Here is a 21,820-nt window from a genome sequence, read left to right on the forward strand (position 1 = left end):
TGGGCCAGGACGACCAGGCGGGGGGCGGCGCTGTCGTCCACGCGCGACAGGCGGGCCTTGGCGGCGGCGGTGGCCTTGCCGGCGCTGACGGTGGCCTTGGTGGCGACGTCACGCGTGGTGGGGCCGGTGGCCGAGACGGTGTCGCGGACGTGCCCGGCGGCGTCGGTGACCACGACGGCGTCGCCGCCGATCATGGGCAGGCCCTTGTAGGTGCGCTCGTAGGCGACGTAGAACATGTCGCCGGCGCCGGGGGTGACCCTGGTGCGGCTGTAGGCCTCGTCGGGGCCTCTGCTGAGGTTGTCGAGCTGGCTGGAGACCGCCCTGTCGGCGACCGCTGCGGCGAGGGAGGCGGGGTCTGCCGCCGTTCGCGCGGTGCTGCCGGGGTCTTGTGCGGGGGTGGCTCCGGGCGGGGCGGCGCTCGCGGGCAGAGTCAGGGATGCTGCTGTGGCCAGGCCGGCGACCGCGGCGAGTAAGGCTTTGCGTTTCACGCTGTGGTGCTCCTTTCGGCGGGCTCCCTCCGGCCGTTGCCGTCTTGTGGGCGTGCGCGGGCCGCCGCGCGGTCAGGGGTGTCCTGGGTCGCGGGGCGTGAGGGGGGATGTGGGGGGTGATAAAGGGTGACGGATACAGCAAGTGGACCGTTTCGCCTTGTTGCCGCCAGACGCTAAGCGCTGGTTGACTGCGCGAAAATACGTATGTTCATCGGTAGGCATACCGACATTTCTGTTACCGCTGGTCACACCCATCCACGTGCGAGAATCGGCCGTCATGCCGGACAATCGGGCAGGGAAAGTCCGGCATTCCGGGCCCACTGAAGGGCGGGATCGGCCGGCGGCGACCGGCTCGGCGACGGCCGATGAGGGCGGCGGCGTCACCGCCATCCGGCGCGACCGGAACCTGCGCCCGCGTCCCCGTGACCCCCGTCTCACTCACACCGGACGGAAACGTCACGCCCGGGATGCATGCGGCACGGCCCGGACGCTCACTGCGGTTCCGGGGCGAGACAGCTTTCGCTCTCGTGGACCTGGTCCTTCGGCGGCGGCTCGACGGACACGTCGCTGCCCCAGTCGGTGAAGTCGATCTCGGTCACGACGCTCCTGGGCACGCCCTCCGCGGCCAAGGGGTTGCCCCTGACGAGACGGACCCGGCGGGGCAGCCGGTCCGGCCCGACCCACAACTGCCACGAGACCCGCGACGAGTGGTGGAGATCCCGCAGCTGTGCCGCCATGGCGGGGTCGCCGCCCTGGGCCGGGCCGCCGCTGAACTCGGTCTGGGCGGCACTTCCGGAATGGACGACGGTGGCGACCTCGTCGATGACCCCGCCGGAGGAGGGGGCGGGCGCCGCGAGCCTGCCCAGCACCTCGGGCGACAGGACCGCCCGCGCGTCGAGGATCCCGGCCAGGCGCTCCGCCGCCCCGCATTCGGGGCTGCTGTGGTGCAGCCAGCTCTTGCCGGCGGGGACGTCCTTGCGGTCGGCGCGCTGCTCGTAGGTGTCGGAGCCGCCGATGGAGATCGCCCTGGTCGTCATGCCGGACAGGTCGTCCGGGACGAGGTTCTTCAGGTCTTCGGGGACGTCGGTCCAGTGGAAGGTCGTGGTCAGGTCGGAGGCGGCCGTACCGAGGCGCACGATTCCGGTGGTCCGGCTCTCGCTGTACTCGCCGACGCCGACCGGCGCCATGAGGTCGTCCGCCGTGCGGGGCGCCGTCGCGTCCGGTCCGCCGCACCCGGCCGTCAGGGTGAGCGCGAGCAGGGCCGGCGCGATCCTCGATAAGCGCATCGGATGATCATAGGGCGAGGCAACCTGACCGCGCCGACACCGCGTCAGTACGTGTGTGCCAGACAGGAAGCTCTTTGACAACTTCGTGGCCTCGCGCTCCGACCGGCTGCTGCGGACGGCGTACCTGCTGACCCGCGACTGGGGAACGGCCGAGGACCTGCTCCAGGAGTGCCTGGCCAAGGCGTGGTTCGCCTGGCCGCGCATCGAGGAGCCCGAGGCGTACGTACGGCGGGCGCTCGTGACGACCTGCACCTCGTGGTGGCGGCGGCGATGGCGCGGCGAGGTGCCGAGCGGCACGCTGCCCGAGGAGGGGAGGCCCGACGCCGAGCGGTCGGGGCGGGAGGAGCTGTGGGAGGCGGTGGGACGGCTGCCCGTCAGGCAGCGCGCGGTGATCGTGCTGCGCTTCTACGAGGACCTGCCGGTGCAGGAGGTGGCCAGGATCCTCGGCTGCCATGAGGGCACGGTCAAGAGCCAGACCGCTAAGGCGCTGGCCAAGCTGCGCGTGGACGAGTCGATCGTGAAGGAGTGCCGATGAGCGTGCAGGACCTGCGTGAGATGTTGCGGGAGCGGGCCGAGGGGCCCGCGCCGGCGATCCCGGACCGCCACGAGCTCGTCCGCCGCCGCGTGCGGCGCACCTGGCGGCGCAGGGTCCTGGCGTCCGCCGCCGCGACGGTGGCCGCGGGCGCGGCCGTGCTGTCCCTGCTTCCCGGGGGCGCCGTGACGCGGCACGAGCCCGCCACCTCGGCGTCCGCCGTGGCCCCCGCCCGGGAGCTGCCGGAACGGTTCACCGCCCGCGACGGCACCGGCTACCGGCGGCTGGCCACGGCGACGATCAGGACGGACGGCGCCAGGAAGACGTCGGTCACGATCCCGGTCACCGGCAGGCCGCTGGACGTGGCCGCGCTGTGCGACGGCTCGTTCGGCGCCACGGCGCCGAGGATCTCCGTGGCGGGCCGCGCCGCCGGCGCCTGGCCGTCCTTCTCCCCCTGCCCGAAAGGCATGGAGCTGGTCCCGTTGACGGTGCCTGCGGGGGCCGGACAGGTCACGGTGACGTTCGACACGACCACCAGGGGCGGGGGGTGCAGCCGGACGAAGAAGGGGGCGCCGTGCGTGACCCCCGAGCCCGTCAAGGCGGTCTGGAGCCTGGCCGTCTACGAGTGGACCCCTCCCGCGCGGCCGGTCGATCCGGAACCGCTCAGAGCCTTCCCCGAGCGGCTGGCGAGCTGGGAGCTGGCCGGCGCGACGCGGGACCGGGTCTGGCCGCAGGACGCGACGGCCACCGTCACGGTCCGGGGCGACGGCGGCAGGGTCGGCATCGAGGCGCTCTGCGCCGGTGACCTGGCCGGGCGGATGTGGTTCACCTACCGGGTCGAGGGCGGCGAGGTGGGGACGGCCACCTGCGCCCAGTGGACGAGCGGCCCCTATCCGATGGCGCTGACCGAGCTGGCCGTGCCGCAGGGCAGGCGGGTCACCGTCACCGTCGGGGCCGGCATCTGGGGCCAGGACGCCAACCGCCCGGTCCGCTGGGCCATGGCCGTCTACCGCAAGCGCCCCTGATCGCCGCCCCGCGGGGCCGGTGGCCGGGCGGCCTCCGCCTGATGTGCGAGGGACGGACGACGCGGCCAGGTCAGCCTGCTGGCGGCGGGCGGCAGGGGGCCGTCGCGGGCGATCAGCTCGGCGAGGGTGCCGCCGTCGACCAGTTCCATGACGATCCACGGCGCCTGGTCCTCGATCACCACGTCGTGGACGGTGACGATGTGCGGATGGGAGCGCAGCCGGGCGGCGTTGCGCGCCTCCCGCTCGGCGCGGCGCAGCCGCTGCGCGTGCTCCTCCTCGGAGGTGGCCGACGGGAGCCAGACCTCCTTCACCGCCACGGACACGTCGAGCGACTCGTCGTGCGCCTTCCAGACCCGTCCGAAGCCTCCGCCGCCCAGAACGGACTCCAGCCGGTACCGTCCGCCGATCACACGTCCTGGTCGTGTCCGCGCGGCCACCATGCTCCCTCGTCGGTGATCAAGTTGTGGCAGCCTATCCACGCGTGCTTGCGCGTATCTGCCGAATGTCCAAATTCGTGATGCATGTGTGGGCTCCGGGAGCGGCGGGGCGCTGCGCCGGTCCGGTGCCGAGGGTCGCTGGGCTGGCTATCCTGTGGCAGGTCGAGCCGGGCACGGCTCCCCCACCACGAGCCCACCGGAAGGCGACGACCGACCGTGACAGCCATTCAGCGCCGCAGCGCCCGGCCGGGTGCGACGGTGGCGGCGCACGCGGTTCTGTCGCTTCTGACGTCGATCGTCCTGGTGGGCGCCGGGTACCTGGGCGCGGCGTGGTGGCAGGTCCTGGCCGCGGCGGGCGCGGCCGTCCTGCTCCATGCGGGGGCGTCGGCGGCCGCCCGGCGGCCGTGGGCGGGGTACGCGGCCGGTGCGCTGGCCATGCTCGTCCTGGTGCTGACGCCGTTCCCGGGGTGGTCGCTGAGGCTGCTGCCCTCGGCGGTGTGCTTCCCCTTCGCGTTGTGGCGGCTGACCGGCCTGGTCCCGGTCAGGGCCTCGGCATCGGCGTTGGCGGTCGCGGCGCTCGGGATCGTCGTGACCGAGCTGGTGGAGTGGGCACGGCTGCCCGCCGACCCGGTGTGGACCCGCCTGCTGGAGGGCGGGCTGCTGATGGCCGTGGTCGGCGGCGTGTGGCTGGCGGCCCTGCTGGCACGGCGCAGGCAGGAGGCCGCCCGGCGGGCCGAGGGCGAACGGCTGGCCGCGGCCGTCGCCGGCGAACGGGCCGGCATCCGCCGCGACCTGCACGACGTGATCGCCCACACGGTGACCGTCATGGTCGCGCGGATCGAGGCGGCGGCGGTGACGACGGCGGACGCGGCGACCCGGCGCGAACTGGGCGACATCGCCGAGGCCGGCCGGGACGCCCACCAGGGCCTGCGCGCGATGCTGGCCACCTTGGGCCCGACGCCCCCGGCGGGCCCGGCGGGCCCGGCGGGCCCGGCTGCCGGGGGCGCGGCCTCCGTGGCACAACGCGCCGGATCCCGGCCCGGCCAGGTCCCGATCTCGCTCGACGTGCTGCCCGGCCTGGTGGCCTCGGCGGCGAGCCCGCTGCACGCGGTGACGTTCGCCGAGGCGGGTGAGCGGCGGCCGCTGAGCCTCAGCGCCGAGGTCGCGGCGGTGCGGACCGTGCAGGAGGGCGTCACCAACGCGCTGCGCCACCTGCAACCGCCGGTCGCGGTGCGCGTCGGCCTGCGCTGGAGTCCGGCCGAGCTGGTGGTGGAGGTCCGCGACGACGGCGGCAGCGCGCTTCGCGGACCCCGCGGCCAGGGGACCGGCCTGATGGGGATCGAGGAACGGGTGCGCACCGCGGGCGGCACGCTGTCGATCGAGGACGGGGACGACGGGTGGGCGCTGCGGGCGCGGCTGCCCACGAAGGAGGGGGCATGAACGCGATCCAGGTCATGCTCGTCGACGACCAGGAGCTGCTGCGGGCCTCGCTGCGCACGGTCCTGTCGGCCGACGAGCGCATCGAGGTCACCCACGACGTGGCCGACGGCGGCCAGGCGATCGAGGTCGTCCGGCGGCACCGCCTCGACGTGGTGCTGATGGACGTCCGCATGCCGCGCCTGGACGGCGTCGCGGCCACGGCGGAGATCGTGCGGATCGCTCCGGCGACCCGGGTGCTCATGCTGACGACGTTCGACGACGACGAGCTGGTCGTGGCGGCCGTCCGGGCCGGCGCGAGCGGCTACCTGACCAAGGACGTGCGGCCCGCGGCTCTGGCCCAGGCGGTGTGCGACGTCGCGTCCGGCACGGCGGCGCTGGCCCCGGGGGTGGCCGCGACGATCCTGAGCCTCCTGCGGCAGACGCCGACGCGCAGGACGGCGGCCCTTTCCGGCCTCACCCCGCGCGAGGTCGAGGTCTTCGGCCTGCTGGCCCGCGGCAGGTCCAACGCCGAGATCCGCGCGGAGCTGGTGCTGAGCGAGAACACGGTGAAGTCGCACGTCCGGGCCGTCCTGCACAAGCTGGGCCTGCGCGACCGCGTGCACGCGGTGATCCACGCCTACGAGAACGGGCTCGTGGGCCGCGACGAGCTGCCGCGCTGAGACCCGTTCCCTTCGGCCGCCGCCTGCGCCGTGACGGCAGGAGCGCCGCGCGCCGTTTAGGCCCGGTATCCGATGTGGCGCAGCAGAGCCCGCAGCCGGTGCTCGATCTGGGCGGCGCTCACCTCGCCGGTGTGCTGGAGCAGGACGGATCCGATCGAGCTGGCCAGGATGTCCTGGACGACGCCCGGGTCGGTGCCCTCCGGAAGGCGCCCGGCCTCGACGGCCTGCTGCGCGACCCGGGCCACGGCCTCCAGCCGTGGCCGCAGGTAGCGCTCGCGGTAGGCGGTCACGAGCTTGGGGTGGTCGACCGAGGCGCCGATGACGCGGGCCATCAGCGCGCGGAAGCGGGGACGGCTGAGCAGCTCGGCGACGGAGGAGACCAGTTCGTCGATCGACTGCCCGGCCGGGGCGGCGTCGATGTCCGGGGCGCGGGCGTGCTCCAAGGCGGCCATCAGGAGGTCCTCCTTGGCCCGCCAGCGCCGGTAGACGGTCAGTTTCGCCACGCCGGCGCGCTGGGCGACCGCTTCCATGCTGGTGCCCGCCGCGCCGCGTTCGATCAGCAGGTCCAGCGCCGCCTCCAGGATGGCGGCGTCGTGCTCCGGATCGCGGGGACGGCCGTGGCGTTCTACGCCGGCCACAGCACCTGGTTCAGCCATGTGGCCAGTCTGTCGGGTGCCGGATGGTGACGCCAACCGATGTGCCCGTCGGGGCGAATCAGCGTCACGTCGGGCGAGCCGGGCTGCATCGGCGTGAGCGCGACGATCAGGTCGGCGCCCAGGTGCGCGGCGGCGGCCTCGGCGTGGCGGGCGGCGGCGTGCCGGTCGCCGGCGAGCACGACCCACCGTCCGCCGACGGCGGCGTGCAGGGTGGTGCCGCCGCCGTCGGGACGCCGGCAGGCGAGGTCGGGCATGCGGTCGCCGGGACGCAGTCCGGGCATCCACCGGCGCTCGGCGGCGGCCAGCGGTCCCCCTCGGTAGCTGATGCCGAGCTGGGAGGCGGCCAGCCACAGCCGGCGCTGCACGGCGGGCAGCCGGACGACCGGCAGGACGACGTGGTCGCGCAGCAGGCGTTTCCAGGGGGCGCCGGGCAGCATGACGCCCACGGCGGTGCTGGTGGCGCGCAGGACCTTGCGGGCCAGCGGCCGGCGTTCGCCTTCGTAGGTGTCCAGCAGCCGCCGGTCGGCGCGGCCGCGGGCGACCAGCACCAGCTTCCAGGCCAGGTTCTCCGCGTCGCCCAGCCCGGTGTTCTGTCCCTGGCCGCCGGTGGGGCTCTGGATGTGCGCGGCGTCGCCGGCCAGCAGGATCCGGCCGCGCCGGTAGGCCTCGGCCAGCCGGCGGTGGATGCGGAACTCCGAGGCCCAGCGCACGTCGCTGACCGTGTCGAGGCCGATCCCGCTGCGGCGGGCGAACTCGCTCAGCACCCGCTGGCCGATCTCGCGTTCGGACAGCCGGTCGGGCAGCTGCGGCGGCGGTTCGGTGAACACCCGCCAGGTGTCGTCGGGCAGCGCGGTGACCGACACCATGTGACCGGCCTGCATCCAGGTCGTGCTGCCGTTCCTGTCCAGCGGCCACGTGGCCCGCACGTCGGCCATCAGCAGGCGTTCGAGGAGCGTGCGGCCGGGGAAGCCGATGCCGGCGAGCCTGCGCACGGTGCTGTGCGCGCCGTCGCAGCCGACCAGCCAGTGGGTCTCGATGCGGCGCTCGGCGCCGCCGGCCGCGCGGACGGCGGCGGTGACGCCGTCGGCGTCCTGCCGGGCCGCGACCAGGCGGGTGTCCCACTCCACCTGGCCGCCCAGTTCGGCCAGACGTCGCCGCAGCGTGCCCTCGACCTCGGCCTGCGAGATGAGCAGTGCCTGTTTCGGCCGGCCGGCGACGGACTGGCCGACGTGCAGGCGCAGCACGGTGCGCCTGCCCTCGTTGTAGGACATGGTGAGCGAGGGCCGGGAGCGCTGGGGCAGGTCGCCGAGCGCGCCGATGCGTTCCAGGACCTCCGTGCCGCGTGGTTGCAGGCCGAGGGCGCGGGAGGTGGTGGCGGGGGCGGGGGCGGCGTCGATGACGCGGACGGGGATGTCGTGCAGGGCCAGGTGGACGGCCAGGGCCAGCCCGGTGGGGCCGGCGCCCGCGATGAGCACGGTGTCAGTCACTTAGTAAACGATACGGTACCGATTACTAAGTCGGGAAGGGGGTTCGGAGGCAAGGACCCGCAGCGTGCGCCTTCCTCCTGCCGGTGAGCCCCGGCGGCCGGTGCCCGGCCCTCGTCACGGGCACCGGCCAGGGGGTTTCCTTATGGAAGGTCCCCCGCGTCCTCGACGATGCCGGCCGACACCCGGGCCCTGGAGGTGATCACTTCCCCCTCGGGCAACCCGCTGTAGTACGGGTCGGGCGACTTGGCGCCGCCGACGTAGACGCGGCGTGCCCCGAGCAGGTCGAAGGTGTCCGGGTCGATGATGACCTCCTGGCGGACCCCGTCGTCGTCGCGCGTGTAGATCGCCACGCCCGGCCGGCCCAGCAGGTCGCGCACCGTCTCCACGCCGACGTCGTCCAGCCGGGACAGCACGGTGTAGAGGGCGGCCCGCAGGCGCGCCCCCGGCGCGCCCTCCTCCAGGATGCTCAGGATCTGGTGGGACACCGCCCGCGCCTGCGGCATGGAGATCTCCCGCGTGTCCTCCCTCAGGCGTTCGGCCAGGGCGGACGGCTCCAGCGGCAGCGAGCGCAGATAGGCGGGGTCGAACCGCAGACGGGGGTCCGCGCCGCCCCGGCGCCGCTGGATCGTGCCGCTGCTCCCGTCCCGCATGGCCCGCTCCTCGCCGTCCCCCCGCGTCCACCGCTCGACGGTCTCGCGCGAGCGGGTCCTGCCCGCGCCGGCTGGTCGCGCGGTGGCCTTGGCCGGCAGCCTGGGCGAGGTGTAGGTGTCCCATTTGACGTAGACCCACTGGTCGGCTCGCGGGTAGACGTCCGGCCGGCCGGCCGCCGCCGCCGTCGCGCGCTTGGCCAGGGTCTCCGCGTTGGCCACCGGCAGCCACGCCGGGGCGCCCGCGGCCGGCGTCCCCCGGTCGTCCGTGCCCAGGCTCTGCACCACCGTGACGCCCGCCGCGATCGTGGCGCCGAACGCGCCCACGGCCGCCACGCGCAGCACCATGCGCCGCACCCGGCGGGCCGGCGGCTCCGGGGCCAGCGCGGCCATCATCCGCCGCCGGGCGTGCTCCAGATCGCCCGCTCGGCTCTGCCGCACCTCGGAACGCAGGTCGCGGACCATGTCCAGATCGTTCATCAGACCTCCTCGATCACGTCGGTGGGGTTGCTGCCGCCCAGCGCGCGGGCGATCTTGCGGCGGGCGCGGGACAGCCGGGACCGCACCGTGCCGATGGGCACGTCCAGCGCCTGCGCCGTCTCCTCGTAGCTGAGGTCGCCCCAGGAGATCAGCAGCAGGACGTCGCGCTCGCCCTTGCCCAGCTCGGCCAGGGCGGCCGCGAGCTCCCTGCGGGTCTGCGAGGCGGAGAGGCGGGCGACCACCCGCTCGTCGAAGGCCACCGCCACGGGGTCCTCCCCGGTCCGGGCGAGCGCGCGGTATCCGCGGGTCTCCGCCCGCCGGTGGGTGCCGATGATGTTCGTGGCGATGCCGTACAGCCACGGCAGGGCGTCCTGACGATCCAGGGCGTACGTGTGCCGCTTCTCGAACGCCCTGGTGAACGTCTCGGCCACCACGTCCTCGGCCTGATCAGGGCCGAGCCGCCGGACGACGTAGCGATGCAGGACGGCGGCGTGCCGCTCGAACAGCTCGGCGAACCGCTCCGGCTCGATCAGCGAGGCCGCGATGACCGCCGAGTCCTGGGCGGGCACTTCGAAGGCCGTGGGGGCCTTCGGCTGGACCGGTTCTGACACGCCGGCCCGAAGCGGCGCTCGCGCGTCCGCCGGACCTGCCAGAACGGGTTCATCGTGTGGAAGGGATGTCACGCCGGTTCTTATCCGCATGCGGGAGAAAAGTTCCATCCGGATCTTGCCAGGGGCCGCCGCCGAGCGGGGTCACCTTGATCATGATCGCATCCCCACTCGCCGCGGTCGCCGTCAGATCGGGTTCGTCACGCTTGCCCTCGGGCCGCCTGGGCCGGCGTCTCGGGCCCGATTTGTGCGAACAATCACATTGATCACGAGTCGCGTGTAGCAGAAGTGAGCCGGTGGTACTCAAGATCACAACACTGGGCAATCGAAGGGATCTTCGTGCGAGCACGCAAGCTGGCGACCGTCCTGGCCGCCGCGGCCCTGACCGCCGCCACGACCCTGGCCGCCACCGCCACCCCGGCCGGCGCGGCCGGACCCTGCGGCAGCGGCTACAGCCGGGTCGGCGTCTACAGCATCGGCATCGAGAAGTACGGGTACCGCACCGGCATCCTGGAGGTGTACTACAGCTCCGCCACCGGCAAGAACTGCGCACTCACCTACGGCGACGGCCCCTACGCCAACACCACGAGCTGGAAGGGCGTCGTGATCTCCAGGGGCGACGGCAGCGGCAAGGACAGCGACGCCGGGAACTACCAGTACTACGCCGGCCCCGTGTACGTCTCGGCGGCCGGGCAGTGCATCGACGTCGAGGGCATCTCGCCGTCGTGGACCAGCGTCAAGCTCGACAACGTCCACTGCGGCTGAGCACGGACTGACCGGCCCCCCTTCTCGCTGAGCACGCCGCCGTTCCGAGGGCGTGCCCGCACCGGCAGGGGGTTCGACAAGAGCGCGTACCCCAGGGTCGAGGGCACTGGCGTGCGCCATGGGCTCTGACGGCTCAGTGCGTCATCACCGATGCCCGCGTCGATGACGCACTGAGCACCGAACCGCCCGGGAAACCCCGCCGAAGACCTCGTCGCGTCGGCTGCGCGGCGAGTCAGTCCAGCGGTGTCCTGCCCACCGCCGCGAGCAACAGGACGGGGAACTCCGGATCGGCCTGACCGACGGCGAGCGCGACCCACCGGCCCGCGTCCGGCCGGCGCCAGGCGAGCATCGTGCCGGTGAGCTGGCCGAGCTCGTCCAGCGGCGCGGGCGCCGCGGCCTCGCCTTCCGCGTACGGCCACAGATCGACCACCCCGGGGGAGCCCCAGCGCGTCGTCAGGGCGCCCGCCAGCTCCCGCAGGGCGGCGTCGATCTCCGCCTCGGCCGCCTCGACGACCTCCTCGCCACGGTCGTCCCAGAAGTCGCGGCTGGCCATCAGAAAGCACACATGGTGGTCCGGCCCGCTGGAACGGTAACCCTCCCACGCCTCGCGCGAGGCGCCCTCCCGTTCCTCCGTCGCCGGGAAGGGGCGGGCCAGGAGGGCGTCCACGACGGCGAGTCGATCACGCAGAGCCATCCCACGAGGATAGGGCCGCGAGCCGGTGAAGGTCACTTGTAGTACTGCACCCAATACTCGACCGTGTGCTTCTTGTCGAGGGAGAAGGTCGCCCAGTACTTCGAGTGACCGGCATTGCCGATGCGGACGATGCCGTACTTGCCGTTGCAGCGCCACGTGCCGGACTTGGCGACCCTCTCGCCACCGCCCCAGCGGCGCAGGAACCACAGATCGACCTTGATCCCCGTGTCGTTGCCCCAGCAGCGGGCCTTGACCTGCATCACGCGCACGCCCGCGGGCCGGCTCCACGCCGCGGTCGAGAAATATCCCTTGTACGGGCCCAGCACCTCGTGCCGCTGGGTGTGCCAGCTCGCCAGGGCGGTGCGGGCCTGGGCCGTGCCCGCCTGGGAGGTGGCCTGGCTGTGCGCGGCCGGCGCGGCGACGGCGGGGGCGGCCGTCAGCACGGCCAGGCCGGAGACGGCGGCGGCGAGGGCGAGGGCGGTTCTCGTGGGACGCATCGGCGGCTGCCTTTCGCAGGTCGAATCAGGTGGTCGACCGCGAAGGTATGACCGCGGGTGTTGAGGATGCGTTGAGCGCACGTTGAATCCAGCCGAGCGGCATGGCCGTCACCCGGCGTCCGGGGAGCCGTTCAGGAGGGCTTGGCCCAGCGGCGTCAGGGCGTGCAGGACCGAGCTGCCCGTCCGGACGGTCGAGATGAGCCCGGCGTTGCGCAGGACCGTCGTGTGCTGGCTGGCCGAGCCGAGGGACACGCCGACGCGCTCGGCCACGAACGTGGTGGTGGCCGGGCTGCGCAACGTGGCCAGCACCGCCGCGCGGGTACGGCCCAGCAGGGGCACCAGCACGTCGTCCGCGCCGGCGGACCGGCCCGTGACGCAGATCGGATACACCAGCACCGTGGCCGCGTCCGGCCGATACATCACCATCGGACGGGGCGCGAAGTAGGACGGGATCAGCAGCAGCCCCCGCCCGCCCAGCGCGACGTCATGATCGCCGTCGATCGGGATGTGCAGGGTCGGCGGCCGCCAGCGGCAGCCGGGATGCAGCGTGGCCAGCAGGGCGTCCACCCCGCCGCGCAGCAGCGTCTCCGCGCGCAGGGCACGGTCGGCGCCGGCCTCCGCCTGGATCTGCGACCACAGGGGCTCCACCGAGGAGCCGAAGAAGCCGCGCAGGTCGTCGGCGAGGGTCTGACGCGCCCCGCGGCTGCCGCCGGCCAGCTCCCGCGCCCAGCGCCCGGCCCGCTGGGCGGGCGACAACGCGCCCAGATCGACCTCCAGGTAGGAGCTCGGCGTCCGGCTGGCCAGCTCGACGCCGGCGGCGAAGTCACCGGCGTCCGGCTGGAGCAGGAACGCCGGCACCGAACTCCTCGGCGGCACCAGAGGGGCCAGCACCCCCGCCCGCTCGGCCAGGCTCCCACCCACCTGCCGGACCAGCCGGCGCACTCCGGGACGCGTCCAGCTCCTGCTCGTGGGCGCGCCGAGCAGGAGGCGAACACTCAGCACCGTCTCCCACAAGGCGTTGGGAGCCGGAGCGAACGTGATCTTGCGCAGGTCGGCGTCGGAGAAGTGCACACGGATCATGACGATGGATTCTCACCGAGCCGGCTCCCTCCGGCCAAGAAGACCTCGGGCGGGCAGCCGTCAGGTCGGCTCACAAGGTCCAGACCTGAGGCGCCCGTCACATCAGGAAGAGAGCAGTGCTCTTGACATGGAGCAGCCATCCGCGAGAGCATTGCTCTCATAACGGAGCAACGCCCTGCAATGGGAGGGTGCCGCTCCACCCCTGTCTTTCGGCGACGTCACCCTAGGGAAACCCATGAAGCTCGCACCCCACCTCCACCGCCTCGGTAACGACGTCGTGGCCTGCTACCTCGTCGACACCGACGAAGGCATCACCCTGATCGACGCGGGACTGCCCGGCCACTGGCAGGACCTGCAGGCCGAACTCCGCACCCTGGGCAAGACCGCCGACGACATCCGCGGACTCGTCCTGACCCACGGCGACTCCGACCACCTCGGCTTCGCCGAACGCCTGCGCAGCGAACACGGCGTCCCCGTCTTCGTGCACGCCGACGACGCCGTCCGCGCCCGCACCGGAGACAAGCCCAAAACCGCGCTCGGCCCCATGCGCCTCGGCCCCACCCTCGGCTTCTTCGCCCACGCCATCCGCAAGAACGGCCTGCGCACCCGCTACGTCAGCGAAGTCACCGAGATCGCCGACGGCGACGTCCTGGACCTGCCCGGCAAGCCGGTGATCGTGGGCATGCCGGGACACTCGCCGGGCAGCGTCGCGGTCCACGTGCCGCTCGCCGACGCCGTCTTCGTCGGCGACGCGCTGACCACCCGGCACGTCCTCACCGGACGCTCCGGCCCGCAGCCCGCCCCCTTCACCGACGACCCCGCCACCGCCCTGTCCTCCCTGGACCGGCTCGCCGGACTGTCCGCCTCCTGGGTGCTCCCCGGCCACGGCGCCCCCTGGCGCACCTCCCCGGCCCAGGTGAGCCAGGCCGTCCGAAACGCCTGACAGCGCCGGAGACTCTGCCGCGTCCCCCGGTCACCGTCGCCGCCGGCGGGCGTCGGGACGGCCGCCGAATGAACCGGCTCATCAGAAAATCCTCGGCTACGTCAGGCGGTCGTCCGCGAGCGGGACTCGGCCGCCCAGTGAGGGGCGTTCCAACGGTCCGCCACGGCCGCGGCACGGGCGAAGTGGGCGGCGGCGGCCTCGGTGCGGCCCAGGAAGACGGCCAGCTCACCGAGCGTGTGGGCCACCGGGCGCAGCGCCATCGACAGGCTCTCCGCACCCGCCGGAGGGCCGTCGCGGTGCGCGAGCAGCACCTCGTAGATCTCCTCGGCGGCGTCCCGGTCATCCAGGGCCATGACGGCCATCGCGCGCAACGTGGTCAGGAACGTGAAGAAGAAATCCCGACGAATCTGGCCAGGTGGCGTGCGAACCTCCCGAGCCTCGTCATCCAGCCCATTGGCATGCAGCGCGAGCGCCAGCAGATCCGACGTCATGGAACCCAGCACGGCGTGAAGAGCACGCACCTCCTCCAGACGCCCACCCAACGTGCCCTCGTTCAACCAGACCGTGGCCAGCGCCAGCTGGAGAAAACCCGCAGCATGCACCGACCCGATCCGCCGCATCCCCTCACCGGCCTCCACATACAGAGCCTCGGCGTCACGGAACCGCCCCTCGATGAGCGCCAGACCCGCCAACGTGATCTCCGCGACGGCGATCGCCTCACGCATCCGATACGCACGCGCCAGCTCCAAAGCCTCACCGATCACCCGACGCAACGTCACAGGATCATTGGCCGCAGCGGCGACACCGGCATGATTGAGCAACCCGGAGACACGATAGACCGGCAGGTCATGCTCAACCCCGATCTCCACCAACTCCCGGCACAGCCCCGCATCACCCAGCACCTCGCTCAGAATCTCAAGCGCCGCCGCCCGCAACCGGGGCTCGGTCGCAAGATCCAGCGCCTCCCGCGCCGCCTCCACCACAGACGGATCATCCTCACCGACCAGCTCATGCGCATACGCCGACAAAAGCCGCGACCGCACCGCAGGAGCCAACTCACGCTCCAACAACCGACCCAGCCGATCGACAACAGGCCGATCCACCGTGCCGTACGTACGCGCCTGCCAAGGAGTCGGCTCCGTCCACGCCGTGAACGCGGCGACCATCAGATCCTCACGCCCCAACGACTCCGCGAACTCCACCGCCGCCCACCGCGTCTCACGCGCCGCAGCGACCGCACCCGCCCGCACCTGCGCCCGCAGCAGCCTGCCCAGCAGCTCCACACGCTCCTCCGGCCCAGCCGAAAGAGCAACCGCGTCGGCCAGAAGGTCGACCGCCACATCATGGGCATAACGCGCCTCGGCAAGCTCAGCGGCCCGCACACAATAACCGACAGCCTCCGACGAACCCGCCCGCGCGAAATGATGAGCCAACGCCGCCACATCACCACTCCCCACAAGAGCGGCAGCGATCCGGCCATGCATCCGAGTCGCACGCAACCTGCTCAGATCAGCAAGCAGCGTGTCCCTCACCAGAGCATGCACGAAACGGACACGGCCCGGACCAGGCTCATCCAAAAGCCCGGCGACGACACCCGCGTCCAACGCGTCCAACACCCCGTCCTCGGTGACGTCAGCGGCCTTCACCAGGACATCCACCGAACTCTCCCGGCCCGCCACCGCAGCCAGCCGCAGAACCGACACCCCTCCCTCCGGCAGACGCGCAAGCCGACGACGCAACACATCCCGAACCCCCTCAGGAACCTCCGACAACGCCACCAGCGCGCCCTCACCACTCAACAACCGAGCACTCTCCCGCACATAGAACGGATTACCACCCGTACGCTCGGCGATCCCCGCCACCGTCTCGTCATCAGCCTCACACTCAGCCCGCACAAGCCGCGCCACGGCCTCCTCGTCCAAACCCGGCAACGCCACACGGACCGGCCCCACCCGCGCCAGAGAAGCCAGCGTCTCCCCCAAACGCCCACCCTCGTCCGCACGGTAGGCCACCACCACCAGAATCGGAGCCCGCACCCCCACACAACCGCCGAGCAACTCCAACGTGGTGGCATCCGCCCAATGCAAATCGTCCAGCACGACGGCGACCGGACGCCCCGACGCCACCGCCGCCAACCACCTCCACACCGCCCGGCGCAGACGGAACAGCCCAGCAGTGGCGTCGACCTCCACCGGCCCGGCATCGGCGAGCAACGGCCCCAACTCACCCGCGAACTCACCCGGCGACACGGACGCGGCGACGGCACCCAGCACCTCCGCCCAAGCCCACGCAGCCGGCGCACCCACGACCTCGGGACAACGGCCGCCGGCCACCAGCCACCCCTCACCCTCGAGCCGCCTGCCGAAATGATCCAGCAACGTCGACTTGCCGAGCCCCGCCTCCCCGGTGACACAAGCGACACGAACCCCACCGCTCACCGCCTCACCGGCAGCCGTGACCAGCGCCGACAACTGCGCCTCACGCCCCACGAACGACGCCCCGGCGACCGGAACCGCCCCCTCGACAACGGCCACCCGCGACAACGGCGCGACCGGCGCAGGCAAACCAGGCGGCGCGACCGGCCCAGGCACGGACGCGCGCAGCACATCCATCCGCCGAGTAAGAATCGCCTCCTCCAACGCCACCAGCTCAGGACCAGGATCAAGCCCGAGCTCCTCGGCAAGAACGCCCCGAGCACGACGAAGCGCCGCCAACGCATCCGCCTGCCGGCCACTGCTCCACAACGCCAAGGCGTGCAGCCGCCAGCCCTCCTCACGAAGCGGCTCCTCACGAGTGAGCCGCTCCGCCTCGGCCACCACCACAGCGGGATCACCCACCCGCAGACCCGCCGCCACATGCAGCTCCGCAGCCACCGAACGCAACTCGTTCAACCGGGCCGTCTCAGCCGCGACCCACGGCTCATCCGCCACCTCGGCGAACGCCGGCCCCTGCCACAACCCCAACGCCTCACCCAGCAGAGCCCGCGCAGCCCGCACATCGACATCCGCACGCGCCTGACCCAGCAACCCCTCGAACCGCCACGCGTCCACCGCCTCCGACGGCAACCGCAACGCATAACCCGGCGCCGCGCTCACCAGCAACCGCGCCGGCGCACGCGGCGGACGCCCAGGCTCCAGCAACCGCCGCAAATTGGACACGTACGCCTGCAACGACAACAACGCCCGAGCCGGCGGCTCCCCACGCCACAGATCCTCGATCATCCGATCGACCGGCACGACCTGCCCACGCGCAGCCACCAGCAACGCCAGCACACCCCGCTGCCGCGGCCCGCCCAGCGGAACCGGCTCGCCGCCGACCTCAGCCGCGAGAGCGCCCAGAACCCTGATGAAGACCATGATCTGGACATCGTATGCGCAGGCTCCACATGACCTCCAAAAGCCTCCCAAAGACCCAGGAGCAGGCCGAACACCCCCAACCGAGCACAGCTCGGTTCTTTGGTGGATGAGTACGGGCGAAGCCCGTGCCTTAGTAGGGGTCAAGATTTTTGCATCAGCCCACCGCCTTTACAATGTAGATCACATCCGATCCGTCCGGGCACGTTACACGTGCGACGGCCACACCCGCGGTCTCGCCGCGTGCCTGCTCCTCCTGTCGGCGGCCCTCGCGTCGACCGCCCCAGCCAGGGCCGACGCACTCTCGGTGGCCTGCGGCGACGTCCTGACCGCCGACACCACCCTCACTGCCGACCTGACCTGCACCGGCACCGCCCTGACCATCGGCGCCGACGACGTCGACCTCGACCTCAACGGCCACACCATCACCGGCTCAGGCACGGGCAACGGGCTGACGGCCATCAGCCGACCCGGCTTCACCCTCCGCAACGGCACGATCAGCGGCTTCAGATACGGCATCTACCTCTCGTCCGTCTCCGGCATGCCGCGCACCGACGTCACCGCCACCGACGTGCGGCTCCTGGCGGCGCCCATCGACGCCTGGCCCGGCACGATCACCTTCACCGGCACCCGTCAGGACGCCTGCCTGATGTCCGGTCTGCGGCTGGTCGACGGGCTCATCACGATCGACCGGTGCACGGTGACCAAGCAGACCGTCATGGTGCGCAGCAGCGGCTCGGCGATTCGCAACAGCGCGCTCACCGGCGGGAGCCTCACGGTCAGCGCGACCGACCAGGGCACCTTCACCCGCAACGTCTTCGACGCCTTCCCCATGGGCCTGTCGAACGACAGCCGCCGCAACCTCGTGCGGGCCAACGTCTTCAAGAACTCGGCCACGGCGGGCCTCGGCGCCGCGGAGACCTTCCTGCCGCAGGACGCGAACACCATCGAGGAGAACGCGTTCACCGGCAACGACATCGGCTTACGGTCCGACTCCATGCTGCGGCACATCATCGTGCGCAGGAACGTGTTCAACGGCAACAACACCGTCGGCATCTTCGTGGACAACCCGTGGGGGCCCAACCGCGCCGGCCCGGACCCCGTCTCCGACAACGTGTTCGTCGGCAACGGCCACCACCCCAGCGGCCTGGTCGACGGCCAGGGGCACCCGGTCCAGGGCGGCATCCATCTGAGCTCCCGCGCGGCCCTCACGCCGCCGGTCACCCTGCGGAACAACGTCGGCATCGGCAACCCCGGCGATCACGACGGGTGCGCGTTCCCTTCGGCGTAGCCCACACCGGGGTGGGGCCGCTGGCGGGGAGGCGTGCCGCCGTACTCCGGGTGGTGCTCGAAGTGCCACCACTCGTTGTCGAACATGCGGTAGAGGTTGTAGCGGGCGCCGTGCTCCTCCAGCCAGCGCGCCCCTTCGTGCGGACGCACGTCCAGGGCGATGCCCTTGACGTGGTTGGACTCCGTCGGCGGCAGGACGAGCATGCGCGCCAGGGCCGGGGAGCCGGTGCGGCGCACCTCCTCGTCGAACATCCGCGACTGCACGAGCGGATCACGGTATCCCGAGGTGAGGCCCAGGAGCTGGCCGTGACGCCAGAGCGCCTCGGTGCGCGCCGCGGTGAACGCCGCCAGGGCGCCGTCGGTGAGCCCGGTCAGGTCCTCGGCGGGGAAGCGCATCCGTAACGCCCACTGGCAGGCCAGCTCGCGGGCCCGGCCGGGGCGGCGGACGAGCGCCGCGGGCAGCAGGAGCACGGCGAGGACCAGCGTCACCACGGCGAACAGCCGATCTCGGGGCCGAGCTGGGATGGTGCGTGGTTCGTTCATGACGAACTACGATTGGCGCCGAATATGAGTGGGTCGTCTGCCGAATGTCACCGTTTGTCGACGGCCACCGTGCCGCCACCAGACCGGCACCAGACCGGCATCACCGTGACACAACGATGACATGGCGCTGACAAGGCGGGGACATGACCGGCCGACAGTGGACGGAGTTGACCGGCGAACGAGGTTTCGGAGCGTGCTGTGGTGCTCGGCGGCGTGTCGCGAGTGTTGTTGATCGAGGATGACCCGGCCGTGCGGGAGGGCCTTGAGCTGGCCCTGACCCGGCACGGGCATCGGGTGGGCGCCGTGGAGTCCGGCGAGGAGGGGCTGGAGCGGCTGCGCGCCGACCGTCCCGACGTCGTCGTGCTCGATCTGATGTTGCCCGGCATGAACGGGTTCGAGGTCTGCCGCCGCATCCGGGCCATCGGCGAGGTGCCGATCATCATGCTGACCGCGCGCGGCGACGACATCGACGTGGTGGCGGGGCTGGAGGCGGGCGCCGACGACTACGTGGTCAAACCGGTGCAGCCCAGGGTGCTCGAAGCGCGCATCCGCGCCGTGCTCCGGCGGATCGGCCGCGACCAGGCCGAACTGGAGCGGCACGGTGAGCTGACCATCGACCGGGCCGGGCTGGTGGTCACCAAGCGCGGCACGCCGGTCGGGCTCACCCCGGCAGAGCTGCGCCTGCTGCTGGAGCTCTCCGGCACGCCGGGCCGGGTGCACAGCCGCCAGCAACTGCTGGACTCGGTGTGGGAGCACGGGTACTTCGGCGACTCCCGGCTGGTGGACGCGTGCGTGCAGCGGCTGCGCGCGAAGATCGAGGACGACTCGGCGTCCCCCGTCTACGTGCAGACGGTGCGGGGGTTCGGTTACCGGTTCGGGCCGGTGTGAGCCGGGCGGTGACGTCCGGGCCGAGCCTCGGGCTGCGGGCCCGGCTGCTGTTCGCCTTCGCGCTGCTGTGCGTGGTCACCACGGCGGCGGTGACCGGCGGGCTCTACGTCCAGGCCCGCACCGACATCCTGCAACGGGCCCAGGATGCCGCGCTGCAGGCGACGAGAGCGCGCATCCAGGCGCTCTTCCCGTTGCGCACCCCGGCTCCGGACCGGACGGAGCTCGGCAGGATCGCCGCCACCATGGCCGAGCGGGACAGCTACGCGATCGCCGTCTACCGCGAGCTGTACGCGCAGGCCGGGCCGCCGTCCGACATGCCGCCGGGCCTGATGGGAAACCCGCCGCCGGGCCGCGACGGGGGCGAGGGGAACGGGCCGGCCCTGAGGTCCGAGGATCTGCGGCCCCAGACGCTTTCCCTGAGCCTGCGGCGGAAAGTGGCCGGAGGCGAGATGGCCTGGCAGCGGGTGGTGCGGGAGGGCAGGCCGTTCCTGATCATCGGCGCGCCGTTGCTGATCGGCGAGGGCGGCCGGTGGCGGGTGTCCGGCATCGAGGTCTACACCACGCGCAGCCTGCTTCCCGAGCAGCGCAGCATCGACTGGCTGGCCACCCGCGCCTGGCTCAGCGGCGCGGCGGCCATGGCGTTCGCGGTCGTCGTGGCGTCGCTGGCCACCGGCAGCGTGCTGCGCCCGGTGCGCGAGCTCGGCCGGGCGGCCCGCCTGCTGGGCGAGGGCGAGCTGCGGACCAGGGTCGCGGTCCGCGGCTCCGACGAGCTGGCCGACGTGGCGCGCACCTTCAACGACACCGCCGCGGAGCTGGAACGGCACGTCATGCAGCTGCGTGCGATGGAGGCCGACGCCCGCCGGTTCGTGGCCGACGTCTCGCACGAGCTGCGCACCCCCCTGGCCGCGCTCGCCGCTGTCGCCGAGGTTCTCGACGACGAGGCGGCCGAGCTGCCCGAGCCCGCCGGCCGGGCGGCCAGGCTGGTCAGCCAGGAGACGCTCAACCTCACCGCGCTGGTGAACGACCTCATCGAGATCAGCAGGTTCGACTCCGGCGTGGCGGCCCTGTCGCTGAACGAGGTGGACGTGGCCGAGCTGGTGCCCGCGACCCTGCGCGTCCGGGGCTGGTCGGACGCGGTGCGCACCGAGCTGCCCCCCTCGGTGACGGCCAGGCTGGACCCGCGCCGCGTGGACGTCATCCTCGCCAACCTGGTGGGCAACGCCCTGCGGCACGGCGAGCCGCCGGTGTCGGTGCGGCTGTCCGCCGACCCGCACTGGATCACCGTCGAGGTCCGCGACCACGGTCCGGGGCTGGAGGAGGCGGTGCTGCCGCACGCGTTCGACCGGTTCTACAAGGCCAGCGCGGCGCGGGCCAGGTCCGAGGGCAGCGGACTGGGCCTGGCCATCGCGCTGGAGAACGCGCGCCTGCACCGCGGCGACCTCACCGTCGCCAACGCCCCGGACGGCGGCGCCCTGTTCACCCTGCGCCTGCCGCGCAGGGCCCCCGAGCAGGACGGAGCAGCCGAATGAGCGCCGCACTCCCCCGCCGCGCGCTCGCCGCGGGTCTGGCGGCGCTGGTCACCGTGACCGGCTGCGGCGTGCGTCCCAGCGACGTGATCGCCGTCGGCCCGCCGCCGGTCGGGTCCGTCGCGCTGACCACGACGATCGTCCTCTACCTGGTGAAGGACGGGCGGCTCAGCGCCGTGACGCGGCCGAGCGCCCGTCCGCTGTTCCGGACCGAGAGGCTCGCGCTGCTGGCGGCCGGGCCCACCCCGGAGGAGCGGGCGCTCGGGCTCGGCACCGAGGTGCCGCCGGAGGCCGACCCGTTCCTGGTGACCGACAAGGCGCGCGGCCGCATGACGCTGACCCCATCCACGCCGGGCGGTGACCTGTCCCCCCTGGCCGTGCAGCAGATCGTGTGCACGGCCGCGGCGCTGCCGGGCAGCCCTGCCCGCATCGCCGTCGTGGGGGCGCGGACGGGCGTCGACCCCCGCGACTGCCCGGCCTGACGCGGTCGCCCCGG

21 protein-coding genes and 1 pseudogene are annotated in these 21,820 nt (G+C 72.7%); 10 read left to right on the plus strand and 12 right to left on the minus strand.

Features of this window, described 5'->3' with window-relative positions:
- Nucleotides 1-488: pseudogene (locus ACIBST_RS36850) on the minus strand (peptidase M28); the annotation flags it as partial.
- Nucleotides 489-979: 491 nt separating this feature from the next.
- The gene (locus ACIBST_RS36855; protein WP_397178190.1) at nt 980-1,774 is read right to left on the minus strand and encodes a hypothetical protein; all 795 of its coding nucleotides are present in this window, start codon (nt 1,772-1,774) and stop codon (nt 980-982) included.
- Nucleotides 1,775-1,829: 55 nt separating this feature from the next.
- On the opposite strand from ACIBST_RS36855, the gene ACIBST_RS36860 reads away from it, so the two are divergent.
- Nucleotides 1,830-2,309, plus strand: a complete 480-nt coding sequence (locus tag ACIBST_RS36860; RefSeq protein ID WP_397178191.1) for a SigE family RNA polymerase sigma factor — start codon at nt 1,830-1,832, stop codon at nt 2,307-2,309.
- Nucleotides 2,306-3,331, plus strand: coding sequence for a hypothetical protein (locus ACIBST_RS36865; RefSeq protein WP_397178192.1), 1,026 nt, complete (start codon nt 2,306-2,308; stop codon nt 3,329-3,331). The genes ACIBST_RS36860 and ACIBST_RS36865 overlap by 4 nt, the downstream gene beginning before the upstream one ends.
- Here the strand turns inward: ACIBST_RS36865 and ACIBST_RS36870 are convergent.
- Nucleotides 3,313-3,741: a protein kinase gene (locus ACIBST_RS36870; RefSeq protein WP_397178193.1), complete on the minus strand. Its 429-nt coding sequence runs from the start codon at nt 3,739-3,741 to the stop codon at nt 3,313-3,315. The two genes, ACIBST_RS36865 and ACIBST_RS36870, sit on opposite strands and share 19 nt — an antisense overlap.
- Before the next feature lie 243 nt (nt 3,742-3,984).
- On the opposite strand from ACIBST_RS36870, the gene ACIBST_RS36875 reads away from it, so the two are divergent.
- Both ACIBST_RS36875 and ACIBST_RS36880 read left to right on the plus strand, forming a co-directional pair.
- Nucleotides 3,985-5,208: a sensor histidine kinase gene (locus ACIBST_RS36875; RefSeq protein ID WP_397178194.1), complete on the plus strand. Its 1,224-nt coding sequence runs from the start codon at nt 3,985-3,987 to the stop codon at nt 5,206-5,208.
- Entirely contained in the window at nt 5,205-5,867 is a 663-nt protein-coding gene (locus tag ACIBST_RS36880; protein WP_397178195.1) for a response regulator, read from the plus strand. The genes ACIBST_RS36875 and ACIBST_RS36880 overlap by 4 nt, the downstream gene beginning before the upstream one ends.
- Nucleotides 5,868-5,923: 56 nt before the next feature.
- Here ACIBST_RS36880 and ACIBST_RS36885 read toward each other — a convergent pair whose 3' ends face one another.
- The 4 genes from ACIBST_RS36885 to ACIBST_RS36900 form a co-directional block, all read right to left on the minus strand.
- Entirely contained in the window at nt 5,924-6,523 is a 600-nt protein-coding gene (locus ACIBST_RS36885) for a TetR/AcrR family transcriptional regulator (RefSeq protein ID WP_397178196.1), read from the minus strand.
- Entirely contained in the window at nt 6,493-8,010 is a 1,518-nt protein-coding gene (locus tag ACIBST_RS36890) for an FAD-dependent monooxygenase (protein ID WP_397178197.1), read from the minus strand. The genes ACIBST_RS36885 and ACIBST_RS36890 overlap by 31 nt, the downstream gene beginning before the upstream one ends.
- A 140-nt stretch (nt 8,011-8,150) precedes the next feature.
- On the minus strand, nt 8,151-9,137 hold the full coding sequence (locus ACIBST_RS36895; protein ID WP_397178198.1) for a CU044_5270 family protein: 987 nt from the start codon (nt 9,135-9,137) through the stop codon (nt 8,151-8,153).
- Entirely contained in the window at nt 9,137-9,748 is a 612-nt protein-coding gene (locus tag ACIBST_RS36900; RefSeq protein WP_397178199.1) for an RNA polymerase sigma factor, read from the minus strand. Before ACIBST_RS36900 ends, ACIBST_RS36895 begins: the two co-directional genes overlap by 1 nt.
- Nucleotides 9,749-10,084: 336 nt before the next feature.
- Here ACIBST_RS36900 and ACIBST_RS36905 point away from each other — a divergent pair, with 336 nt between their 5' ends.
- Nucleotides 10,085-10,510: a spore-associated protein A gene (locus ACIBST_RS36905; protein WP_397178200.1), complete on the plus strand. Its 426-nt coding sequence runs from the start codon at nt 10,085-10,087 to the stop codon at nt 10,508-10,510.
- Between the two features lie 232 nt (nt 10,511-10,742).
- Here ACIBST_RS36905 and ACIBST_RS36910 read toward each other — a convergent pair whose 3' ends face one another.
- From ACIBST_RS36910 to ACIBST_RS36920, 3 genes are all read right to left on the minus strand, one after another.
- A complete protein-coding gene (locus ACIBST_RS36910; protein ID WP_397178201.1) occupies nt 10,743-11,204 on the minus strand; it encodes a hypothetical protein in 462 nt (153 codons plus the stop codon).
- 32 nt (nt 11,205-11,236) lie between these two features.
- On the minus strand, nt 11,237-11,701 hold the full coding sequence (locus ACIBST_RS36915; protein ID WP_397178202.1) for a hypothetical protein: 465 nt from the start codon (nt 11,699-11,701) through the stop codon (nt 11,237-11,239).
- A 108-nt stretch (nt 11,702-11,809) separates the two neighbouring features.
- Nucleotides 11,810-12,781 carry an ArsR family transcriptional regulator gene (locus ACIBST_RS36920; RefSeq protein ID WP_397178203.1) on the minus strand — a complete coding sequence of 324 codons (972 nt, stop codon included), beginning with the start codon at nt 12,779-12,781 and terminating at the stop codon, nt 11,810-11,812.
- A 235-nt stretch (nt 12,782-13,016) separates the two neighbouring features.
- Between ACIBST_RS36920 and ACIBST_RS36925 the strand changes: the two genes are divergently transcribed.
- Nucleotides 13,017-13,724, plus strand: coding sequence for an MBL fold metallo-hydrolase (locus ACIBST_RS36925; RefSeq protein ID WP_397178204.1), 708 nt, complete (start codon nt 13,017-13,019; stop codon nt 13,722-13,724).
- 101 nt (nt 13,725-13,825) lie between these two features.
- Here the strand turns inward: ACIBST_RS36925 and ACIBST_RS36930 are convergent, their stop codons facing one another.
- Nucleotides 13,826-17,080, minus strand: a complete 3,255-nt coding sequence (locus ACIBST_RS36930; RefSeq protein ID WP_397178205.1) for a BTAD domain-containing putative transcriptional regulator — start codon at nt 17,078-17,080, stop codon at nt 13,826-13,828.
- 304 nt (nt 17,081-17,384) lie between these two features.
- Between ACIBST_RS36930 and ACIBST_RS36935 the strand changes: the two genes are divergently transcribed.
- Nucleotides 17,385-18,368, plus strand: coding sequence for a NosD domain-containing protein (locus tag ACIBST_RS36935; RefSeq protein WP_397178206.1), 984 nt, complete (start codon nt 17,385-17,387; stop codon nt 18,366-18,368).
- Here the strand turns inward: ACIBST_RS36935 and vanY-N are convergent.
- Nucleotides 18,338-18,910 (minus strand): D,D-peptidase/D,D-carboxypeptidase VanY-N, encoded by a 573-nt coding sequence (vanY-N, locus tag ACIBST_RS36940; RefSeq protein ID WP_397178207.1) that lies wholly within the window; start codon nt 18,908-18,910, stop codon nt 18,338-18,340. The two genes, ACIBST_RS36935 and vanY-N, sit on opposite strands and share 31 nt — an antisense overlap.
- A 213-nt stretch (nt 18,911-19,123) precedes the next feature.
- On the opposite strand from vanY-N, the gene ACIBST_RS36945 reads away from it, so the two are divergent.
- Genes ACIBST_RS36945 through ACIBST_RS36955 form a run of 3 tightly spaced genes read left to right on the plus strand, consistent with a single transcriptional unit; the run spans nt 19,124 to nt 21,806 of the window.
- On the plus strand, nt 19,124-19,798 hold the full coding sequence (locus tag ACIBST_RS36945) for a response regulator (RefSeq protein ID WP_397178208.1): 675 nt from the start codon (nt 19,124-19,126) through the stop codon (nt 19,796-19,798).
- A gap of 8 nt (nt 19,799-19,806) precedes the next feature.
- Nucleotides 19,807-21,327 (plus strand): ATP-binding protein, encoded by a 1,521-nt coding sequence (locus tag ACIBST_RS36950; RefSeq protein ID WP_397178209.1) that lies wholly within the window; start codon nt 19,807-19,809, stop codon nt 21,325-21,327.
- Complete coding sequence (locus tag ACIBST_RS36955) at nt 21,324-21,806, plus strand: hypothetical protein (RefSeq protein WP_397178210.1); 483 nt, start codon at nt 21,324-21,326, stop codon at nt 21,804-21,806. The genes ACIBST_RS36950 and ACIBST_RS36955 overlap by 4 nt, the downstream gene beginning before the upstream one ends.
- Nucleotides 21,807-21,820 lie beyond the last annotated feature (14 nt).

This window comes from Nonomuraea sp. NPDC049684, from assembly GCF_044465345.1.
Lineage (GTDB): Bacteria > Actinomycetota > Actinomycetes > Streptosporangiales > Streptosporangiaceae > Nonomuraea.

Coding starts and splice junctions, on each gene's coding strand:
- ACIBST_RS36930 (WP_397178205.1), bottom strand. CDS start 17,080: ATGGTCTTCATCAGGGTTCTGGGCGCTCTCGCGGCTGAGGTCGGCGGC.
- ACIBST_RS36895 (WP_397178198.1), bottom strand. CDS start 9,137: ATGAACGATCTGGACATGGTCCGCGACCTGCGTTCCGAGGTGCGGCAG.
- ACIBST_RS36910 (WP_397178201.1), bottom strand. CDS start 11,204: ATGGCTCTGCGTGATCGACTCGCCGTCGTGGACGCCCTCCTGGCCCGC.
- ACIBST_RS36885 (WP_397178196.1), bottom strand. CDS start 6,523: ATGGCTGAACCAGGTGCTGTGGCCGGCGTAGAACGCCACGGCCGTCCC.
- ACIBST_RS36880 (WP_397178195.1), top strand. CDS start 5,205: ATGAACGCGATCCAGGTCATGCTCGTCGACGACCAGGAGCTGCTGCGG.
- ACIBST_RS36855 (WP_397178190.1), bottom strand. CDS start 1,774: ATGCGCTTATCGAGGATCGCGCCGGCCCTGCTCGCGCTCACCCTGACG.
- ACIBST_RS36865 (WP_397178192.1), top strand. CDS start 2,306: ATGAGCGTGCAGGACCTGCGTGAGATGTTGCGGGAGCGGGCCGAGGGG.
- ACIBST_RS36920 (WP_397178203.1), bottom strand. CDS start 12,781: ATGATCCGTGTGCACTTCTCCGACGCCGACCTGCGCAAGATCACGTTC.
- ACIBST_RS36925 (WP_397178204.1), top strand. CDS start 13,017: ATGAAGCTCGCACCCCACCTCCACCGCCTCGGTAACGACGTCGTGGCC.
- ACIBST_RS36955 (WP_397178210.1), top strand. CDS start 21,324: ATGAGCGCCGCACTCCCCCGCCGCGCGCTCGCCGCGGGTCTGGCGGCG.
- ACIBST_RS36915 (WP_397178202.1), bottom strand. CDS start 11,701: ATGCGTCCCACGAGAACCGCCCTCGCCCTCGCCGCCGCCGTCTCCGGC.
- vanY-N (WP_397178207.1), bottom strand. CDS start 18,910: ATGAACGAACCACGCACCATCCCAGCTCGGCCCCGAGATCGGCTGTTC.